This is a genomic window from Streptomyces sp. KL116D (assembly GCF_030766975.1).
GTDB lineage: Bacteria > Actinomycetota > Actinomycetes > Streptomycetales > Streptomycetaceae > Streptomyces > Streptomyces longispororuber_A.
The window spans coordinates 130,606-148,479 of the sequence record NZ_JASERH010000009.1 but is presented as its reverse complement, the minus strand read 5'-3'; the positions used below and the strand labels follow the sequence as shown (position 1 = coordinate 148,479).

At 71.0% G+C, this 17,874-nt stretch carries 14 protein-coding genes; 5 read left to right on the top strand and 9 right to left on the bottom strand.

From position 1 onward, the window contains the following. Window positions 1–27 precede the first annotated feature (27 nt). Entirely contained in the window at window positions 28–1,143 is a 1,116-nt protein-coding gene (locus RBJ77_RS03090) for a hypothetical protein (RefSeq protein ID WP_372343558.1), read from the bottom strand. A 261-nt stretch (window positions 1,144–1,404) separates the two neighbouring features. Between RBJ77_RS03090 and RBJ77_RS03085 the strand changes: the two genes are divergently transcribed. After that, window positions 1,405–2,856 carry a DUF1254 domain-containing protein gene (locus tag RBJ77_RS03085; protein ID WP_372343557.1) on the top strand — a complete coding sequence of 484 codons (1,452 nt, stop codon included), beginning with the start codon at window positions 1,405–1,407 and terminating at the stop codon, window positions 2,854–2,856. On the opposite strand, the gene RBJ77_RS03080 is transcribed toward RBJ77_RS03085, so the two are convergent. Next, entirely contained in the window at window positions 2,811–3,257 is a 447-nt protein-coding gene (locus RBJ77_RS03080) for a hypothetical protein (protein WP_372343556.1), read from the bottom strand. The genes RBJ77_RS03085 and RBJ77_RS03080 overlap by 46 nt on opposite strands. A gap of 242 nt (window positions 3,258–3,499) precedes the next feature. On the opposite strand from RBJ77_RS03080, the gene RBJ77_RS03075 reads away from it, so the two are divergent. Continuing rightward, a complete protein-coding gene (locus RBJ77_RS03075) occupies window positions 3,500–4,300 on the top strand; it encodes a DUF6206 family protein (RefSeq protein WP_372343555.1) in 801 nt (266 codons plus the stop codon). A gap of 24 nt (window positions 4,301–4,324) precedes the next feature. Here the strand turns inward: RBJ77_RS03075 and RBJ77_RS03070 are convergent, their stop codons facing one another. From RBJ77_RS03070 to RBJ77_RS03050, 5 genes are read right to left on the bottom strand one after another with little or no spacing between them, the layout of a single operon-like run. Then, window positions 4,325–5,104: an SDR family oxidoreductase gene (locus RBJ77_RS03070; RefSeq protein WP_372343554.1), complete on the bottom strand. Its 780-nt coding sequence runs from the start codon at window positions 5,102–5,104 to the stop codon at window positions 4,325–4,327. A 47-nt stretch (window positions 5,105–5,151) separates the two neighbouring features. Continuing rightward, on the bottom strand, window positions 5,152–6,594 hold the full coding sequence (locus tag RBJ77_RS03065) for a DUF1254 domain-containing protein (protein WP_372343553.1): 1,443 nt from the start codon (window positions 6,592–6,594) through the stop codon (window positions 5,152–5,154). 6 nt (window positions 6,595–6,600) lie between these two features. After that, window positions 6,601–8,067, bottom strand: coding sequence for a phytoene desaturase family protein (locus tag RBJ77_RS03060; RefSeq protein ID WP_372343552.1), 1,467 nt, complete (start codon window positions 8,065–8,067; stop codon window positions 6,601–6,603). 3 nt (window positions 8,068–8,070) lie between these two features. Then, a complete protein-coding gene (locus RBJ77_RS03055) occupies window positions 8,071–9,843 on the bottom strand; it encodes a DUF3556 domain-containing protein (RefSeq protein WP_372343551.1) in 1,773 nt (590 codons plus the stop codon). Between the two features lie 16 nt (window positions 9,844–9,859). Further along, window positions 9,860–11,341: a class I adenylate-forming enzyme family protein gene (locus RBJ77_RS03050; RefSeq protein ID WP_372343550.1), complete on the bottom strand. Its 1,482-nt coding sequence runs from the start codon at window positions 11,339–11,341 to the stop codon at window positions 9,860–9,862. A gap of 286 nt (window positions 11,342–11,627) precedes the next feature. Between RBJ77_RS03050 and RBJ77_RS03045 the strand changes: the two genes are divergently transcribed. Next, entirely contained in the window at window positions 11,628–12,968 is a 1,341-nt protein-coding gene (locus RBJ77_RS03045; RefSeq protein ID WP_372343549.1) for a PucR family transcriptional regulator, read from the top strand. On the opposite strand, the gene RBJ77_RS03040 is transcribed toward RBJ77_RS03045, so the two are convergent. Then, window positions 12,965–13,726: an SDR family NAD(P)-dependent oxidoreductase gene (locus RBJ77_RS03040; protein ID WP_372343548.1), complete on the bottom strand. Its 762-nt coding sequence runs from the start codon at window positions 13,724–13,726 to the stop codon at window positions 12,965–12,967. The genes RBJ77_RS03045 and RBJ77_RS03040 overlap by 4 nt on opposite strands. A 372-nt stretch (window positions 13,727–14,098) precedes the next feature. Between RBJ77_RS03040 and RBJ77_RS03035 the strand changes: the two genes are divergently transcribed. Further along, window positions 14,099–14,998 (top strand): bile acid:sodium symporter family protein, encoded by a 900-nt coding sequence (locus RBJ77_RS03035; RefSeq protein ID WP_372343547.1) that lies wholly within the window; start codon window positions 14,099–14,101, stop codon window positions 14,996–14,998. A gap of 65 nt (window positions 14,999–15,063) precedes the next feature. After that, complete coding sequence (locus RBJ77_RS03030) at window positions 15,064–16,761, top strand: alkyl sulfatase dimerization domain-containing protein (protein WP_372343546.1); 1,698 nt, start codon at window positions 15,064–15,066, stop codon at window positions 16,759–16,761. A 794-nt stretch (window positions 16,762–17,555) separates the two neighbouring features. Here the strand turns inward: RBJ77_RS03030 and RBJ77_RS03025 are convergent. Next, window positions 17,556–17,867 (bottom strand): DUF6221 family protein, encoded by a 312-nt coding sequence (locus RBJ77_RS03025; RefSeq protein ID WP_372343545.1) that lies wholly within the window; start codon window positions 17,865–17,867, stop codon window positions 17,556–17,558. Window positions 17,868–17,874: the final 7 nt, after the last annotated feature.

The following is a 17,874-nucleotide window of genomic DNA, read 5'->3' as shown; positions in this document are numbered from 1 at the left end:
GGGCGCACTCCCCGGTCCTCGATGCCCTCAGGACGGGCCGCGGCGTCCGAGCCGGGTCAACCACGCACCCGCAGTGATCAGGACCCCCGCTGCGCCGCCCCAGAACCAGACAGGTTCAGTGGGTCCGGTGTCGGCGAGCTGACCGTCGGAACCGGGTCGGCCGCCGGTCGGCGTCGCCATGGGGCTGGAGGGCGGGGGAGTCGGGGTGGGGCTCCCGCCGCCACCTGTGTCCGTGGGCGATGGAGTGGGCGAGGGGGTCGGTGACGGCGAGGGGCCGCCGCAACCGTCCTCGCCCGATGCGTCGAAGTTGATGGAGACCGCCCCGTTGCCCTTCCGGGCGCCGGCGATGATGTCGGCGCCGGCGGGTGCGAGGCTGGAACCGCCGCCGCCACCGGCGCCGAGGCCGTTCGCACCGCCTCCTCCACCGCCGCCACCCCGCAGGCCGCCGCCTCCTCCGCCGCCGCCCTCGCCGGTCCCGAACGATGCTGCGCCCGCTCCACCGGTACCGCCTTGCAGCCGCGAGCCGTCGGTGCCTGCTCCGCCCTCGGTGGTGGTGCCCGCCACCGTGGACGTACCGCCTTCTCCTCCTACCCCGCCCGCGTCGGAACCGGTGCCCCCGCCACCGGCCGTCGCGTGGCCCTGGGCGGTGTCCTGCCCTCCGGCCTGTCCGTCACGTCCTGCGGCGCCGCCGTGCAGTGCGGTGGCCCCCGGTGACGCGCCACCTCCGCCACCGGCCACGACCACTTCCTGGCCGGCGAGGACGACGACCGTCGCTCCGCCGCCGCCGGCGCCCCCGCCGGTGGAGCCGTCGGCCGGTCCGCCGGCGCCTCCACCGTTGAAGCCGCCTGCGCCTCCCGCCGTGGTGGCAGTACCCCCCTGGCCGCCCACCAGTGCCCGCAGCACCTGTCCGGGTTCGACGTCCACGGTGCCGCTCACCTCGGCCCCGTGGCCGCCCGCCGCGGCGGCGCCGGTGCCGCCCTCGGCGCCATAGGCGGTGATGTGCAACCGGCAGACTCCGTCCGGCACCACGAAGGTCTGCGGCACGCCGGTGTAGCCGAAGTCGACGGTGGTGTCGGCCGCGACGGCTGGGGACGCTGTCGCCGTCAGGGCCAGAGAGCCAACGGTGACCGCAGGGACAAGCAAGCAGGCTTTGAGCATGCTTCCCATGGGAATGCGCGGCCGCTTCGCGCGGGAGGCGACACCACTGTCGCGGGCCGGTAATCCAACCGGTTGGCCCATGTGGGTTCCGGGAGTGTCCGGATGGATGGTGGTCAGGTCGTCAGTTCAGCACCGCGGCTCGTCTCGGCAGGCGACAGCGCGGCGCTTGTGGTGCGCTGTCCTCGTAGACGCCGGCTCTGCGGGCGAAGTCCGCGCGGCCGCGCACCGCAGACGGAGGAGAGCGCGATGTCCCAGGCGTCCGAGCGTGACTCGGTGGCGGAGCCGAAGGGGGAGGCCCCCGTGTCGCCCCTGGTGGGCCGGATCAACGACGGAAACTGGCTGCCCCATGAGGAAGCGGAGTCCCTGCGCTCGGAACTGCTGTACCAGCGCGCCGTGCACGCGTACATGACGATGCTTCCCGCCCTCAACGTCATCGGACTGCGGGACGGCTCTCAGGAGGCGTTCGGCAGGGGCTACCACGTGCTGCCGATCTGGAAGGACCGGATGGACAGCCGGGCGTGGGTACCGACGCCGAACGCGGACGTCATCTATTCGATGAGCTACCTGGACCTCAAGGAGACCGGGCCGCTCGTCGTCAACGCGCCGCCGAACGTCATCGGCATGTTCACCGACTTCTTCCAGCGGACGATCACCGACGTCGGCGCTGTCGGTCCCGACCGCGGCCGCGGCGGTCTGTTCCTCCTGCTGCCGCCCCACTACACCGGTCATGTCCCGGACGGGTACTACACCTTCGAGTCGTCGACGTACAACGTCTTCCTGTTCTTCCGCACCGTCATGGGCCGGGGCGACGGCGGGCCCGACCCGTCCGTCGCCGTCGAACTCGCGGAGCGGACGCGGGTCTACCCGCTGTGGGTCCCGCCGAAGGACGTCCCCGCGATGCAGTTCCCCAACGCGAGCGGCAGGCGTCTGGCGATGATGTACCCCACGGACTTCACGTTCTGGACGAAGCTGAAGGAGTTCGTCGACTACGAGCCTGTGGAGGCGATCACCCCTGAACTGCGCGGCGTCCTGGCCGCCCTCGGGATCGTCAAGGGCCGCCCGTTCGAACCCGTCGACTGGCAGCGCGCCGCTCTCGACCGGGCTGTCGCCGACGCACCGAGGATGATCCTCGCCGGCGCCCAGCTGGGCCGCGCCGACGGGCGCACCTACTACTACTCCGACCGTCAGTGGGAGGAGGCGTGGGTGGGCGGCACCGCCGAGTGGATGCAGGAGTCATACCTGGACATCGAGGCGAGGTCCCGCTTCTTCCAGTACGCGTACTCGTCGGCGCCCGCCATGAACGTCCACAGCACCGGCGCCGGGTCGAAGTACCCGTACACGATCCGTGACGCGGACGGCGAGTTCCTCGACGGCTCCCGCAGCTATCGACTGCATCTGCCGCCGTCGCCGCCCGCCCAGCTGTTCTGGGCCGTGACCGCGTACAACATCACCGACGGCACGATGCCCGAGACCGAACAACTCCTGCCGTCCACCAACGGGTACTACGACATCCCGAAGAACGAGGACGGCTCGATCGACGTGTGGTTCGGACCCCGTCAGCCCGACGGTGTCGCGGACTGCGCCTTCATCCAGACCGTCCCCGGACGGAACTTCGTCGCCTGCCTGCGGCTGTACGGCACCGAAGCCGCGTTCTACGACCAGACCTGGCGGCCGGACGACATCGTGCGCGTCGACTGAGACCGAGCCGGTCGGTCCTTCGTCAGCCGCAGCGCCGAGGCGAAGATGCCCGGCAGGGCCGACCAGCGCGGGCGGGCGTGGAAGTCGACCAGGCGGCGACCGGTGGTGGCCGCCGTCCGGTTCGACACGAACCACGGGGGCTTCGGGCTGAGCGACCACTCGCCGCGCACCAGGGAGCGTGGTGAGGGTCGGAACGGGCCGCGTACGACGGTGCGTTCGGCCTGTGCGAGGAGCAGGGCGTTGTGGACGACGCCGATGCCGCTCTGTACGTCGCTGAGCAGGTGGTCGCCGATCTCGTCGAGGCCGAGGCTGGCGGCGCCGAGCAGGGCGGGGTCCCGTATCTCGCGCTCGGTGACGCCGGGGTGCATCAACGTGATCGCCGACCCGGCGACGCTGCGCACCCTGGGCACCGCCTTCGACGAAGCCCTCGCCGACCTCCGCTACGGCACGCTCGCCGTCAACGCCTGGACTGGCGTCGGCTACCTCACCCCGAACGCCACCTGGGGCGCCTTCCCCGGCCACACCGCCGACGAACAACCAGGCCGACCTCGTCGCCCAGGCCCACACCCGCATCGACGCCTGCATAGCCGACGGCGGTCCGGGCGATCTGAACGTCGTCGGGTTCGGCGAGATCACGCTCGCCGTGGCGTGGCCGCCCACTGATCCCCGTATCGTCGTCAAACGCCTCCCGCCGTTCCGCGTGCGCGCCGAACTGACCTCGTTCCAAAGCGTCTTGGACGAATGGACCGCGACCATGGAGGAGCGCGGGGTGCACGTCGTCGACACGTCGCTGCACGTCGTCGACCATCCGCGCTGGGGCACCCTCGGCTATCTGGTGCAGCCGTATCTGCGTCCCGAGGAGATGGCCACCGGCCGCTGCAAGAACGGGACGAGGGCCGAGGCCGAGGAGATTCTCGCCGCCGTCGTGGAGGCCGCCGGGCGCGGCGTGGACCAACACGCGTTCATGGAGCCGCAGTTGCCCAACTGGCAGGTCCGCGAGGACGGCAGCCTCGCCCTGCTCGACGTGTCGACACCGTTCATCCGGGACGCCTCCGGCAAGGACCGTCTGTCGACGGCGCTGTTCGTGCGCGGCTGCCCGGCGGTGCTGCGGCCCGCCCTGGCACGTCTGGTGCTGCCGGGCGTCATCGACGCGTACCACTCTCCGCGTACGGCGGTGCGGGACCTGGCGGGCAATCTGATCCGGGTCGGCCTCGAACAGCACCTGGAATTCGTCCTCGACCGGGCGCGCGCCGTCCTTGGGATCGATCTGACGGCGCGTGAGGTACGCGAGTTCTTCGACAAGGACGCCCGTATGTGGGGCGTCCTCCAGAGCCTGCGCCATGCCGACCGGCGCTGGCAGCAGCGGGTGCGCCGCCGCCCCTACCCCGCGCTGCTGCCTCCGCAGTGCGACCCGCGGACGGACTACAACGACACGGTGAGGTAGGGGCGTTGGGGTGAACGACTCGGCTTAGAACAGGGATGCTCGCAGGCCGCCGTCGAGCAGCAGCGGCGTGCCGGTGCAGAAGGACGAGCGCTGGTCGTCGGCGAGGAACAGGACGGCCTCGGCCACCTCGTCCTCCGTGCCCAGGCGGCCCTGCTTCTGGTCCATGAGGGCGGCGAAGCCACCGGCCGGGATGCCGAGCATCCCCTCGAAGTTCTCGACCTCGTCGGTGACCAGGTGCGTACCGACGAAGCCCGGGAGCACCGCGTTCACGCGGACGTTGTGGGCGCGCAGCTCCACGGCGGCCGTCTGCGTCAGGTTCACCACCGCGGCCTTGGATGCCGCATAGTGGCCGATCAGCGGGGTGCCCGCGGTCGCGGTGACCGAGCCGAGGGTCACGATGCTGCCGCCGCCCGCCGCGATGATCGCGGGAGCCGCGTAACGGATGGCGAGGAAGACGCCGTCCAGGTTGACGGACATGACGCGGCGCCAGGCGGCCAGGTCCATGGACGTGAGCGGCTCGGCCTTGGCGACACCGGCGTTGGGGACCATGATGTGCAGCCCGCCGGTGGCGGCGACGGTCTGCTCGACGAGCGACTTGACCTGCTCCTCGTCGCGGACGTCGCAGGGGATGCCGTGCGCGCCGGGGATCTTCGCGGCGGCCTCCTTGGTGGCCGCCGCGTCGAGGTCCGAGATGACGACGGTGGCGCCCGCCTCGGCGAGCTTGGCGGCGATGGCGAAGCCGATGCCGCGGGCGGATCCGGTGACGATGGCCGTCTTGCCGGTCAGGGACTGGGGCTGGGACATGGGGGCTCCTCTTGCAGCGGGATCTTTGAGGGTGGGGACAGCGGAGGTCAGTGGCGCTCGATCGCGGGCGGCGGCCACTCGCCCGTGTGCATCGCCGCGTCGGTGGGCTGATAGGCGCGCAGGATCAGCTGGAACGGGCCTTCGGGGGCGGCCAGCCAGTTGGCCTTGCGGTCGGCGGGCGGCTCGTCGTGCTGGATGAGGATGTCGATCGAGCCGTCGTCGCCGTGGACGAGCGCCGGGTCCAGGCTGCTGACGGTGACGCGCCCCGAGGGGTGGTCGGGAAGGCGTCGGTCGGGCAGCGAGTAGATCGTGACCGACCAGTACGCGGCGACCGGCGGCAGCGCGTCCGCCGCGAAGCGGACGGTGTAGTCGTGCCGGCCATCGAGCATGTGGCCCGTGGAGTCCAGGAGGGCGGGCAGGGCCGCGTACTCGGCCTCGGTGTTGGCGTAGAGGCCGCGGTGGGCGACGCCCGCGCGCTGCAGGTGGTCGTGCCCGTACGAACCGGTCTGCGCGCCCGGCTGGGAGAGGATCCAGCCGTTGCGCAGCACGGTGCGGGCGGTCATCGACCGGGCCTGTACGAGCTTCCAGCCGTCGGCGACGGCACGGGTCAGGCCCTCGCGGGTCGCGGAGTCCAGGGTGAGCGGGACGAAGGCGCGGTCGAGGCCGATGCCGATCCTGGCGAACAGGTGGAGCAGGCCCGCCTCGTCGGCGTGCCGGGTGCCCGCTTCGGTCAGGGCCCGGTTGAGGACCGTGAAGAAGGTGAGCGAGGTGGAGAGTTCGTCCTGCGTGGCCGGGACGGCGCGGCGCGGGTCGTCGGCCGGGACGGGGGTTGCCTTATGAAGAGCTCCGGTGCCGTGGGCGGACAGCGGGGTCAGCGTGAACTTCCGCTGTACCGCGCGGGTGGCGTCCAGCTCGTCCGGCGTCTCGAACAGGGTGCGCAGCAGGATGAAGCCGGTGCGGGTCGGGACGGGGACCTCGGTGAGTCCTGCGGGCAGCGTGCCGGTCCAGTCGGGGCCGGTCAGCGCGTAGTCGCCGGGGCCCGAACCGACCGAGCGGTTCGAGACGTTGGCGCAGGTGTCGGTGTACGCGTCGAGGATCTGCGCGGCCCAGTAGCGCATGTCGCCGGTGTCCGGGACGTGGAGCACCAGCGGCTCGTCCGTCACGTCGATGAACGCCTCGGAGTAGAGGAGGTCCGCGTTGGGCGTCACGAACAGCTCGAAGCCGTGGCCGGCCGGGTCCGTCTCGTGGCGGAAGGTGTTCAGGGCGCCGTGCTGGGCGCAGGCCGGGTCCAAGTATTGCGAGCGCACACGGTAGTTCTCCACCGCCGGCCAGCCGTACACGTAGGCCTGGACGCCGATGGTGTACGCGTCGAGGACCCGGGACTCGTACAGCGTGGCGTTGAGCGGGGAGTCGTCGCGTTCGACACGGTCGGCACGGATGAGGGAGGACGGAGGGGTGGAGAGGACGCCGTCGGGCGCGTCGTTGCGCATCAGGGTTCAGCCTTTCGTTGCGGCGAGGCGGGACGTCGGGCAGTCGGCCAGCCAACTCAGCGCCTGCTCCGCCGCGTTGGCGCCGCCCATGCCGTGCACCCCGGCACCGGGCGGAGTGGCGGCCGAGCACAGATAGACGCCGGGAGTCCCGAGCGAGTACGGGTTCAGGCCGAGCCGGGGCCGCAGCACGAGCTGGCGCAGGGTGTTGGCGCCGGAGCAGATGTCGCCGCCGACGTAGTTCGGGTTGTAGGCGGCCATGTCCTGGGCCGTCCTCGTGTGCAGGGCGAGGATGCGGCCGCGGAAGCCGGGGGCGAACCGTTCGATCTGGTCGATGACCGCGCCGGTGGCGTCGCCGGTGTAGCCGTGCGGGACGTGCGCGTACGCGTACAGCGGGTTGGCCTCGTCCGTCGAGCGGCTCGGGTCGGCGAGGTACTGCTGGCCGACCAGGACGAAGGGCCGCTCGGGCATCTCGCCGCGCGCCGTGGCGGCCTCGGCCGCGGCGATCTCGGCGGCGCTGCCGCCCAGGTGGAGGCTGCCGGCGCGGCGGCAGTCCTCGTTGGTCCACGGCACGTCGCCCTCGATGGCGAAGTCGACCTTGTGGACGGCGGGCCCGAAGCGGTAGCGGCCGAGTGCCGTGCGTACGCGCGCGGGCAGCCGGTCGCCGACGATGCGGGCGGCGGCGCCGGGCGCCGTGTTCAGCATCACCAAGTCCGGTGCCCCGCCGGTGAGTTCGCGCAGCTGGTCGAGGCCGGTGACGGTGACGCCCGTCTCGACGCGACCGCCGAGGCTCTCCAGGAGCCGGGTCATCGCCGTAGTGATGGACTGGGTGCCGCCCGCCGCGACCGGCCAGCCCACCGCGTGCCCGGCCGTCATCATCAGCAGACCGATGGCGCTCCTGAGCGGGGTGTCGAGCCGCCCGAAGGCGTGCGCGGCGTTGCCCAGGTACAGGGCGCGGGCCGGCTCGTCCTTGAAGCGGCGCACGGCCAGGGTCGCAGGCTGCGCCGCGGTGAGTCCGAACCGGGCCATGGCCAGCGGGTGGCGCGGCACCCCGAGCACCGGCTGGAACACGTCCTCGACGAGCCGCCCGAAGCGGGCTGCAAGGGGTTCGAAAAGGCGCCGCCAGGACGGCCCGTCGACGCCGAGGCTGCGCACGGTGTGGTCCATGTCGCGGCCGAGGACCCCGGCGCGCCCGTCGTCCAACGGATGCGCCAGGTCCACCTCGGGCCACAGCCACCGCAGGCCGTACCGTTCCAGGCCGAGCGAGGCGAGGAACGGTGACGCCACGCCCGTGGGGTGGATGCCGGCGCAGTCGTCGTGGAGGACACCCGGCAGGGTCAGTTCCGAGGTGCGGGTGCCCCCGCCGATCCGGTCGCTGCCCTCCAGGACGGTGACGTCGATGCCCTCCTGGGCCAGCCGGATCGCGGCGGCCAGGCCGTTGGGGCCGCTGCCGACGACCACTGCGGTGGCGGACATGGCTCAGGCCTCCACAGGGTCGGTGCGACGGGTGTACTCGGGATGGGTCCACGTCACCTGGAGCGGGATCGGCCCGTTCGGCAGCCACGGCTGCTCGGAGACGGCGTCCGCGACCTTCCAGGTGCCGCGCTCGACGACACCGACGGCGGCGTCGATGACGCGGTACTCCTGGGTGTCCCTGTGGATGGGCTGGGACTCGCAGTAGACGACGACCAGTTCTCCGGGCGCGAAGCTGAGGCGCTTCTGCACGGCGGCGATGAGGCGCTCGTCGTGCAGGTGGCCGTCGCCGAAGTTCCAGCCGGTGAGCGAGTTGCAGATGAACTCGGCCTCGCGGACGGTGCGTTGGTCGATGTCGGGCAGGTGCTTCAGGAGCAGCGAGTACAGGCCGCGGCCCTGGCTGTGCATGGAGCGCCAGGCGATGGTCTTCTGCAGCAGCATCTCGGCGTCGTCGGGCGCGTACCCGAGGAGTCCGAAGCCCATCGTCTGGAGCTGGTCGACGTGGTTCTTCGCCGAGCCGGTGATCTCGTTCAGGCGCTCCTCGCAGCCGGGCTTGAACGCCCAGGTGGCAGATGCCCAGTTACCCGCGTACTGGCGCAGTGACGGCAGGAACGAGACCAGGTCCGGGCGGAAGTTGCCGAGCACCGGGAAGAAGGCGAGCGCGACCACGAGGACCGGCAGCATCCAGACCTGCGAGAAGTCGAGGACCGAGTAGCCGTCCTGCGCCGGGTAGCCGACGAACAGGAAGACCGCGGCGAAGCCGAACAGGATGTTCCACTCCAGCGGCACCGCGAGGGGGAACGTCGTGACGATGAACGCGTGGAAGATCACCATCGCGGTGGCCGCGAGGATGGTGATGGTGCGGTTCGGCGAGAACAGCAGGATCAGCGGGATCGCCAGCTCGACCAGGGTGCCCATGATGTGACCCATGAACCAGGCGAGCCCGGACGGGCGCAGGTCCTCGGTGCCACCGCTGTAGTGCGCGCGGCGCAGCCACTTGGAGAACGGGACCGGCATGTTGGAGACCATCGGCGGCACGACCATCGAGAAGTGCTTGCCGAACTTGGAGGCACCGGCGCCCATCCAGACGACGACGATGAGCAGCTTCAGCGCGATCAGCAGGTCGTGGACGTCGAAGACGGCCATGAACACGATCGCGGGCAGGTACTGCTCGCTGCGCGCGCCGAGGAAGATCAGCCGGTCCCGCAGGCCGCAGACGACGAGCAGTACGGCGATGGCGGCGAGGATGTCCCGGCGGACCACGCCGTCGGAGTTCCCGGCCAGGACCAGGGAGGCGACCAGCGAGCCGATCAGTGCCACGTACAGGACGACGTCGAGGATCTTGCGGGTGTCACCGGCGGTGCCGGGGACCTTGTCCGGCCACGGGGGCAGCCGGATCGTGCCGGGCCGCAGCCAGTGCAGCGCGCCGCCCATCATCGGATCGAAGTGGCCGGCAAGGGGACCCCAGGAACCGGCGAGCCCGATGACCTCGAGCAGGACGGTCCACAGGACGAGCTTCTCGTAGACGACCGGCTGGTCCCACCACTGGCCGAAGTCGCCGAGCGAGCCCACGCCGTCGGTGGTGAGCGAGACGACCAGCAGGCCGCCGAACGCGTAGAGCACCACCAGCTTCAGGATGTACAGGCAGTGCACCATCCAGGGGCTGCCGAACCCGTGCTCCACCCAGTGCTGGGACAGGATGCGGATGCGGTCGAGGAACGGCTTGGTGCGGAACGCCTGCGGATCTTCCTGGGGAAGGTCCGGCTTCATGAATCCCATGGGGGGTGTCGCCTCCTCAGTGGCGTTGTGTGGGGACAGCGGCGCGCAGGGCGCGCAGGGAAGGCTTGTCGATCTTTCCGACAGGGTTCTTGGGCAGGGCGTCCATGACGAGGACGGCGACCGGGACCTTGACCTTGGTCAGGAGCGAGGCGCAGTGCGCGCGCAGGTCGTCGGAGGACGGCACCGGATCGGTGCCGGGCGCGAGGGTGACGTAGGCGACGGGCTCCTCGCCGTACACCTCGTGCGGCGCACCGACGACCGCGGCCTCCAGGACCTGCGGGTGGGTGTGCAGCGCCCCCTCGATCTCCTTGGGGTAGAGGTTCTCGCCGCCCCGGATGATCATGTCCTTGATGCGGTCGACGATCTTGAGGTGGCCGTCCTCGTCGAGCACGCCGACGTCGCCGGTGTGCAACCAGCCGTCGGCCAGGGTGCGTTCGGTCTCCTCGGGCCGGTTCAGGTACCCCTGCATGACCGTGGGCCCCTGGACGACGATCTCGCCGCGCTCACCGGCCGGCAGCAGTGCCCCGTCGGACCCCATGATCGCGATGCGCTGGCCGGGCAGGGCGACGCCCACGGTGCCCGGCTTGCGCGGTCCTTCCAGCGGGGTGGACGCGGAGGCGCAGGTGCCCTCGGTCAGTCCGTAGCCCTCGATGACGTCGACGCCGAACCGGTCCCGTACGGCGGTCAGGAGCTGCTCGGAGGCGGGTGCCGCACCGCAGATGGCCACGCGCAGCGAGGAAGTGTCGTACCTGACCTCCTGCGGGAGCGACACGAGGTGCGTGTAGATCGTCGGGACGGCGGAGAAGTACGTGGGACGCAGCTCGGCGACCGCCTTCAGGAACGGCTCGGGCTGGAAGCGGGCCAGGACCGACAGGCGGGCACCGACGCTGAGCGGCGCCAGGAAGCTGACACAGATCGCGTTGACGTGGAACAGCGGCAGCACGAGGAGGCAGTGATCGTCTTCCGTCAGACGCAGCGCGGTCACCATGGACGCGGCCATCGCGTCGATGTTGGCGTGGCTGAGCATCACGCCCTTGGGGCGGCCGGTGGATCCGCTGGTGTAGACGAGCAGGGCGAGGGCGTCCACGTCGGCGGGGACGGGCGGCAGCTCGGCGCCCTGCGGGGTGCGCCGCAACTCGTCCACCGCGATGCTGCGCCGGCCGCCGTCCGGCGCGTCGGGACCGGAGTTCACGACGAGGACGGCGCCCGAGTCGTCGATCTGGTAGTCGGCCTCGTTCGCGGTGAACACCGGGTTCACCGGGGTGCCCGTGGCACCGAGACGCCAGGCGGCGACCAGGCTGATCAGCAGCTCCACCCGGTTTGGCAGCATGATCGCCACCACCGAGCCGACCCGAACGCCGTACTCGGCGAACTGCTCCGCCACCGCCGTCACGCGCGCCTCGAACTGCGCGTACGTCAGTTGCTCGCGCTCGTCGCTGACGCACGGGCGCTCGTCGTACGACCGCGGACGCAGCCACGGAAGGTACTCGCGTGACATGGGTGACTCCTGGTGTGTCGAATCGGGAAGGTTCGCAGAGGCTGGGACAGAGGGAGGGGGACACCGACCGGCGCTCGGCGCAGCAGTCGGTGCACGGTGCTCGGTGCAGACGCTAGAAGTCCGGGCGGCCGCTGTACTTGTGCTCGCGCACCAAAACATCGACACAGCTTCGTGACGCGAGAGCCAATGCGGCGCAGGTCAGCGGTCTGACATGCTGCGGTGCGGGCACACCGTTCGTGCGCGTAGGACCAATCGCGTACGCCCGATGCGCCGCGCATGAGCCGCCATGTCCATCACCGCACCACCCGGGGCACAGATGAACTCGCACACCACGTCCCCCGAAGAGATCGAGCGGCGGGCCGACGCCGTCGTCGTGGCGGTCGCCACCGAAATGAGCGGACAGCTCGACGAGCTGATCGGCTCGCTGCAGACACTGCTCTCGGAGGAGATCACCGAACTGCGCGGGGACCCGGCCCTGCGCGAGATGCTCGCCGCCAGCAACGCCGGCAATCTGGAGGCGTTCACCGAGGTCGTCCGGTACGGCATCGACACGAGCGTGCTGACGGCCCCGACCGCCGCCGAGGAGTACGCGCGCTGGCTGGCCCGGCGCGCCATCGCCTCCAGCGCCCTCATCCGCGCCTACCGCTTCGGGCAGCAGCTCGTCCTGCGCTGGTTCATGACGCGGATCGCCGAGCGCGAACCCGACGCACGCGTGGCGTACGAGGCCGGGCGGCGGGCGATGGAGCTGGCTTTCGGCTACGTCGACACCGTCCTGGAGCGGGTCGTCGCCGTGTACGAGGCCGAGCGGGAACGCTGGCTGGCCAACCGCAGCACCGAACGCGCCGCCGCGCTGAAATCGTTGCTCAGCGGCGACGGCTCCCATTCCGCCGCCGCTGAACGCTCTCTCGGCTACCGGCTCGGCCGCAGGCACCTGGCCCTGGCCATGTGGACGGACGAGCGGCGCCAGGCCGAGGGCGATCTGCACCGCTTCGAGACGCTGCTGACCTCGCTCGGCGCGCTCGTCGACGCGCAGCAGGCGCCGCTGTTCGTGCCCCAGGACCGCTCGGTGGCCTGGGCGTGGATCCCGTTGGGCGCGCAGGCCGGTGCCCCGGCCGTGGAGCGGCTGGCCGCGCTCACCGAGAAGGCCGGCGCCGACATCCGGCTCGCGATCGGCACCCCGGCGACGGGCGCGGCCGGATTCCGCGCCACGCACACCGAGGCGCTGCGGGCGCAGACCGTGGCCATGATCGCCGGAGACCGGGCCGAACAGGTCACCTCCTTCGGCGACGCCGACGTCCGCACCGCGGCACTGCTCGCCGCCGACCTGGAAGCCACCCGGCAACTGGTGGCCGCCACACTCGGGGCGCTCGGCGAGGACAGCGCGGCGACGGCCCGGCTGCGCGAGACGCTGCTCGCGTTCCTCAGCGAGAACGGCAGCTACGTCGCCACCGCCCGCCGTATCCACCTGCACAAGAACACGGTCAAGTACCGCGTGGACAAGGCCGTCCAGGCCCGCGGCCGCCCGCTCGACGAGGACCGTCTCGAACTGGAGCTGGCCCTCATCGCGGGACGCCGGCTCGGCGGGGCGGTGCTGCGCACCGCGCCCGCCCGTCCGGCCACGCGCTAGAACAGGCTGCCGGTGAGCCCGCCGTCGATCGCGTAGTGCGCGCCGGTGATGAACCGGGCGTCGTCGGAGGCGAGGAACGCGATCAGCGCCGCGATCTCCTCCGGCTTGCCCTCACGGCCCTGCTTCGCCGCGATCAGGGCGTCGAACGGCACCGGCGAGATGGCGTTGATCGGGTCCACCAGGCGGCGGGCCATGTCCGTGGAGACGATGCCGGGGCACACCGCGTTGACCGTGATGCCGACGCCGCGCAGCTCCGCGGCGGCGGTCTCCGTGAGCCGCAGGATGGCGCCCTTGGAGGCGCAGTAGGCGGCGAGGGTCGGGCCGCCGCCCATGCCCGCGATGGAACCGAGGTTGACGATGGCGGCCTTGTCGGAGGCGGCCAGCGCGGGGATGACGGCCTTGGTGACACGGAAGGTGCCGCCCGCGTTCACGTCGAGGACGGTCATGAAGTCCTCGTCGGTCAGCTCGGTGATCGGCCTGGCGATCTCGATGCCGGCGTTGTTGACGACCAGGTCGAGGCCGCCGAGGGCCTCGACGGCGGCGTCGACCGCGGCCTGCACCTCGTCGGACGAGCGCACGTCGCAGCGCACGCCGACCGTGCCGTTGCCCAGCTCCTTGGCGGTGGCCTCGGCGCCCGCCTGGTCGAGGTCGGCGATCACGACGCGGGCGCCCGACGCGATGAGCTTCTCGGCGATGGCGCGGCCGATGCCCTTCGCGCCGCCGGTCACGAACGCGCGGCGGCCGGTGAGGTCGGTCATGGGGGGATCCTCCTTGAACGGGAACGGGAACGGGAACGGGAACTGGTACGCGGAAGTGGCTCAGGTGATGGGGCAGGGGCCCTGAAGGGCCGCGCTGCGCACGGCGGCGGGACAGCCGCCCACCGAAGGGCGCGGGGCCATGTGACCGAAGGCCACGACAACCGGGCCGCCTCTCGCCTCAGGCTAGGAACGCGGCGTCCGCCTCCGCTTGGCACGCGACCACGAGTGATCACCGGCCTTTCGTGCCCCCGCACCAATCCCGCGGGCCGAGGGCGCGGCCTACCGTGCACCTGGCGGTCCCGCTCTCCTCGCTGGCCGGGACGTTCGCCAACGCCCCCTTGGTCGCCAGCACTTCTTCCTCGGAGCCCGCCCATGAACTCCGGCATCACCCAGATCCTGTTGCCCGCCGCGCTGGCCGTTGTCATGGCCGGCCTCGGCCTGACACTGACCGTCGCGGACTTCCGGCGCGTCGTCCGGCACCCGAAGGTCGTCACGGTGGCCCTGCTGCTGCAGTTGGTGGCGCTGCCCGCCGTGTGCTTCGGTATCACTCTCGCCCTGGACCTCTCGCCGGTCCTCGGCACCGGCATGATGCTGCTCGCCGCGTCGCCCGGCGGCACCGTGGCCAACGTCTTCAGCCACCTCTTCCACGGCGACGTCGCCCTCAACGTCACGCTCACCGCGGTCAATTCGGTCCTCGCGGTGGTCACGGTGCCGCTGGTGGTGAACTTCAGCCTCGGGTACTTCGACCCGGACCTCGGCGCCGACGGCGTCACGCTGCAGTTCGGCAAGGTCGTCGAGGTGTTCGCCGTCGTCCTGGTCCCGGTCGCCCTCGGCATGCTCCTGCGCCGTGCCCGCCCGGCCCTCGCGGAGCGCCTGGACCGCCCGGTGCGCCTGGTGTCGACCGTCGTCCTCGCCCTGGTCGTCCTCGGCGCCGTGTTCAGCGAACGCGCCCACTTGGGCGGCTACTTCGCCTCCGTCGGTCTCGCCGCGCTGCTGTTCTGCCTGGTCAGCCTGAGCGTGGGCTTCTGGGTCCCGCGGGCGGTCGGGGTCCGGCACCGGCAGGCGGTCGCGGCCGCCTTCGAGATCGGCGCGCACAACGCGACACTGGCGATGACGCTGGCCATGACCACCCTGGACAGCGTGCGGCTCGCGATCCCGGCCGCCGTCTACGCCATGATCATGATCCCGGTGACGGCGGCGTTCGGCTGGGCGCTGACGGCCCGCAGGCGCGGCCTGGCCGCATCCCCGGCACCGGCGCAGAACCCCAACTGACGCGCCCCGAGCGAAGAACAACGAAGCACAGCACCACAGCACAACCCGGAAAGGCATGCTCAACGATGACGAAGCCGACGAACCCGCCGAAGAACTCGACGAAGCCGGTGAACCCGTACGACGTCGACCGCACCTGGCCCGCGTACTTCCAGGAGCACCGCAAGCTGACGGTGGACCAGCAGGGCACCTACCGCTGCGCCGACCTCCCGGTCTGGACGGTGTACTGCCCCGGCGGCCACCTCGGCAACGCCATCGTCATCGAGGGCGACGACGGACTCATCGTCTACGACACCGGCACCAGCCTCGAAGCGGGCAGGATCATCGCGGCGGAGATCCGCAAGGTCTCCGACAAGCCGATCCGCGCGATCTTCTACTCGCACCACCACGCCGACCACTACAACGGCACCGCGGCGCTGGTCGAGCCGGCGGACGTCGCGGCGGGCCGCGTGGACATCTACGCGTGGGAGAACTTCGAGAGCGAACGCAACACGGAGTTCGGGGAGATCGCAAGCCGTCAGGCGATGGGCGTCGCCTACTTCGGCGGCGCGTTCCTCTCCCCGGACGACCAGCACCACCACGGCATCGGCACCATGCCCGCCGCCGGCACACCCGGTTTCATCCCGCCGACGAAACTCCTCTCCGGCAACGAGCCCCTGACCCTGTGCGGCGTAGAACTGCGCCCCTTCTACACGGGTGGCGAGGCGCTCAGCGAGTTCGGCATCCACCTGCCCGCGTACGACATGGTGCTGCTGGCCGACGAGTTCTTCACCGGCATACCGAACCTGCACACCATCCGCGGCGCCAAGCCGCGCGTGCCCGACAACTACGTCACCGCCCTGGACCGGGTGCGCGAGCTGGCCCCCGAGTGGCTGCTCGGCTCGCACATCATGCCGCTGCACGGCAAGGAGCGGATCGCCGAGGCCGTCACCAAGTACCGTGACGCCACCCAGTACTTGTGGGACCAGTCGATCCGCCTCATCAACAAGGGCTACACGCCGGTCGAGCTGCAGCACGCGCTGAAGGACCTGCCCGAAGAGGTCATCGACCCGCCCTACACGGTGCCGATGTACGGCGTCCCGTTCACGTCGGTGCCCGAGTTCTTCACCGGGTGGGTGAGCTGGTTCTCCGGCGACGCGACCGACATGTTCCCGTCCCCGCACGACGTGAAGGCCCGCCGGTTCGTCGAGCTGATGGGTGGCGTCGAGGCGGTCCTGGACGCGGCGAAGGCGGACCACGCCAAGGGTGAGCACCAACTGGCAGCGGAACTGGCCCAGTTGGCCCTGCGTGCTGCCCCGTCCCACGAGGACGCCCGCCTCCTGAAGGCCGCCGCCCTGCGCGCCATCGGCTACCAGCAGGTCAACCCGATCGCCCGCTCCTGGTACCTCACCGGCGCCCTGGAACTGGAGCGCGCCTTCGACCCGCAGCTCGCCCTGGACGCGGTCGGGAGGATCATCGCGGCCCACCAGTCGGGCCCCGACGTCGTCGCGGGCTGGCGCTACCACCTCGACGCGGACAAGGCCGCCGGGAAGACCCTCACGGTCGGTGTCCGCTTCACCGACTCCGGCGACGCGCGCACGATCCGTGTCCGGCACCGGATCCTCGTCGTCGAGGACGGCCTGGCCGACGACCGCGACGGACTCGTCGAGGCGACCTCGGACGTCATCGCCTCCGCGGAGACGGTGGAGGGCGACGCGTCGGCCTGGCCCGCCCTGGTGGACCTGCTCGACCTGTCGACCACCGGGTTCCATATGCACATGCGATGACACTGGCCGGCCGGCCTGGAGCGGAGCTTGGTGCTTGAGCATTGGCGGATATGGGCGCGGGATCTAGGGATCGGCCTCTGTGTGGCTTCCGAGATGGCCTTGTGGCCTCCCGTTGTCCTGAACGAGGTGGGGGCAAGAAGAGCCCACTTCAGGGACTAGGGTGACGGTTGTCTCAACGGAGTTTCGCGGATACAAATCGCGATGAATCAAACCGTCAGGTCCGTCTGTCGTTCCTCGGGTAGGTCTGCGTCCGCCGTCACTGTAGGAGTGGTGTTCGGCCGCACCAAGTGATGGCCACAGCGGGGGAAAGGGCTGGGTGATCGGTCCTGCGCGGCGATGTACGCCTGGGAGGTTGTCACTGCGAGGAACTCAGTGACAGGCGCATGGCGTCGAACGAGCAGGACGGCCACTAGGGAGTGTCCGCCTGCCTTCAGAAGCTGCTCTTCGCCGCCGACGTTCGGTGGCGCCGCCGGTTCGCCTGGGCCGCCGGTGACCCCGCTGGTGCTCCCTCGAACGCGGGCAGCTGCTGCACCTCACCTGCACCGCCGAGGAACTTGCCCTTCGCTACGCCGTCCGCTGCGGGGGAGGCCGGGCGACCACGGGAGGTCGGTCATTCATCGTGACGACTGGACGCTGGCCCCGTGCGAGGGAACTCCTCGACCACGCTTGACGCGACGTGGCCGCACGCGCCGTTACGCCGGTGCGTGCCGGCCGGTGACGCGAGGACGACCTATACCCGGTCGGAGGGACTGAGTCTTGGGTCCGGCTCGAATTCCTCCTCGTTCGGCTCCCACTCAGGTGAAGTCGGGGTGTGCGGCGTATGCCGCGACGAGGTGGCGGAGCGGGAACGCAGTCGCTGAGAGCGCAACCATGGCGGGACCGTGAACCATGAAGTCGTCCTGTTCTGCGTTTTGCTGCATCCGCTCCACGAAGCGCAGGACACCTCGTTTGGCGGCGACGTCGGCCAGAACCGCCCCAGGACCGACTCCGGCCGCCGTCGCGGTGGGCCGGGCCGTCCGGCGACGGCCGGGATGCCGTCGACCAGGTCGAGGATCTGGGGATGTCGCTGACGTTGGCAGCGGACGCGATGACGTGCAGCGGGGCACCTGCCGT

What these genes read in the sequence shown, in the direction of transcription:
- RBJ77_RS03085 (WP_372343557.1), top strand. Translation starts at nt 1,405, where the DNA reads ATGTCCCAGGCGTCCGAGCGTGACTCGGTGGCGGAGCCGAAGGGGGAG.
- RBJ77_RS03070 (WP_372343554.1), bottom strand. Translation starts at nt 5,104, where the DNA reads ATGTCCCAGCCCCAGTCCCTGACCGGCAAGACGGCCATCGTCACCGGA.
- RBJ77_RS03065 (WP_372343553.1), bottom strand. Translation starts at nt 6,594, where the DNA reads ATGCGCAACGACGCGCCCGACGGCGTCCTCTCCACCCCTCCGTCCTCC.
- RBJ77_RS03060 (WP_372343552.1), bottom strand. Translation starts at nt 8,067, where the DNA reads ATGTCCGCCACCGCAGTGGTCGTCGGCAGCGGCCCCAACGGCCTGGCC.
- RBJ77_RS03055 (WP_372343551.1), bottom strand. Translation starts at nt 9,843, where the DNA reads ATGGGATTCATGAAGCCGGACCTTCCCCAGGAAGATCCGCAGGCGTTC.
- RBJ77_RS03050 (WP_372343550.1), bottom strand. Translation starts at nt 11,341, where the DNA reads ATGTCACGCGAGTACCTTCCGTGGCTGCGTCCGCGGTCGTACGACGAG.
- RBJ77_RS03045 (WP_372343549.1), top strand. Translation starts at nt 11,628, where the DNA reads ATGTCCATCACCGCACCACCCGGGGCACAGATGAACTCGCACACCACG.
- RBJ77_RS03040 (WP_372343548.1), bottom strand. Translation starts at nt 13,726, where the DNA reads ATGACCGACCTCACCGGCCGCCGCGCGTTCGTGACCGGCGGCGCGAAG.
- RBJ77_RS03035 (WP_372343547.1), top strand. Translation starts at nt 14,099, where the DNA reads ATGAACTCCGGCATCACCCAGATCCTGTTGCCCGCCGCGCTGGCCGTT.
- RBJ77_RS03030 (WP_372343546.1), top strand. Translation starts at nt 15,064, where the DNA reads ATGACGAAGCCGACGAACCCGCCGAAGAACTCGACGAAGCCGGTGAAC.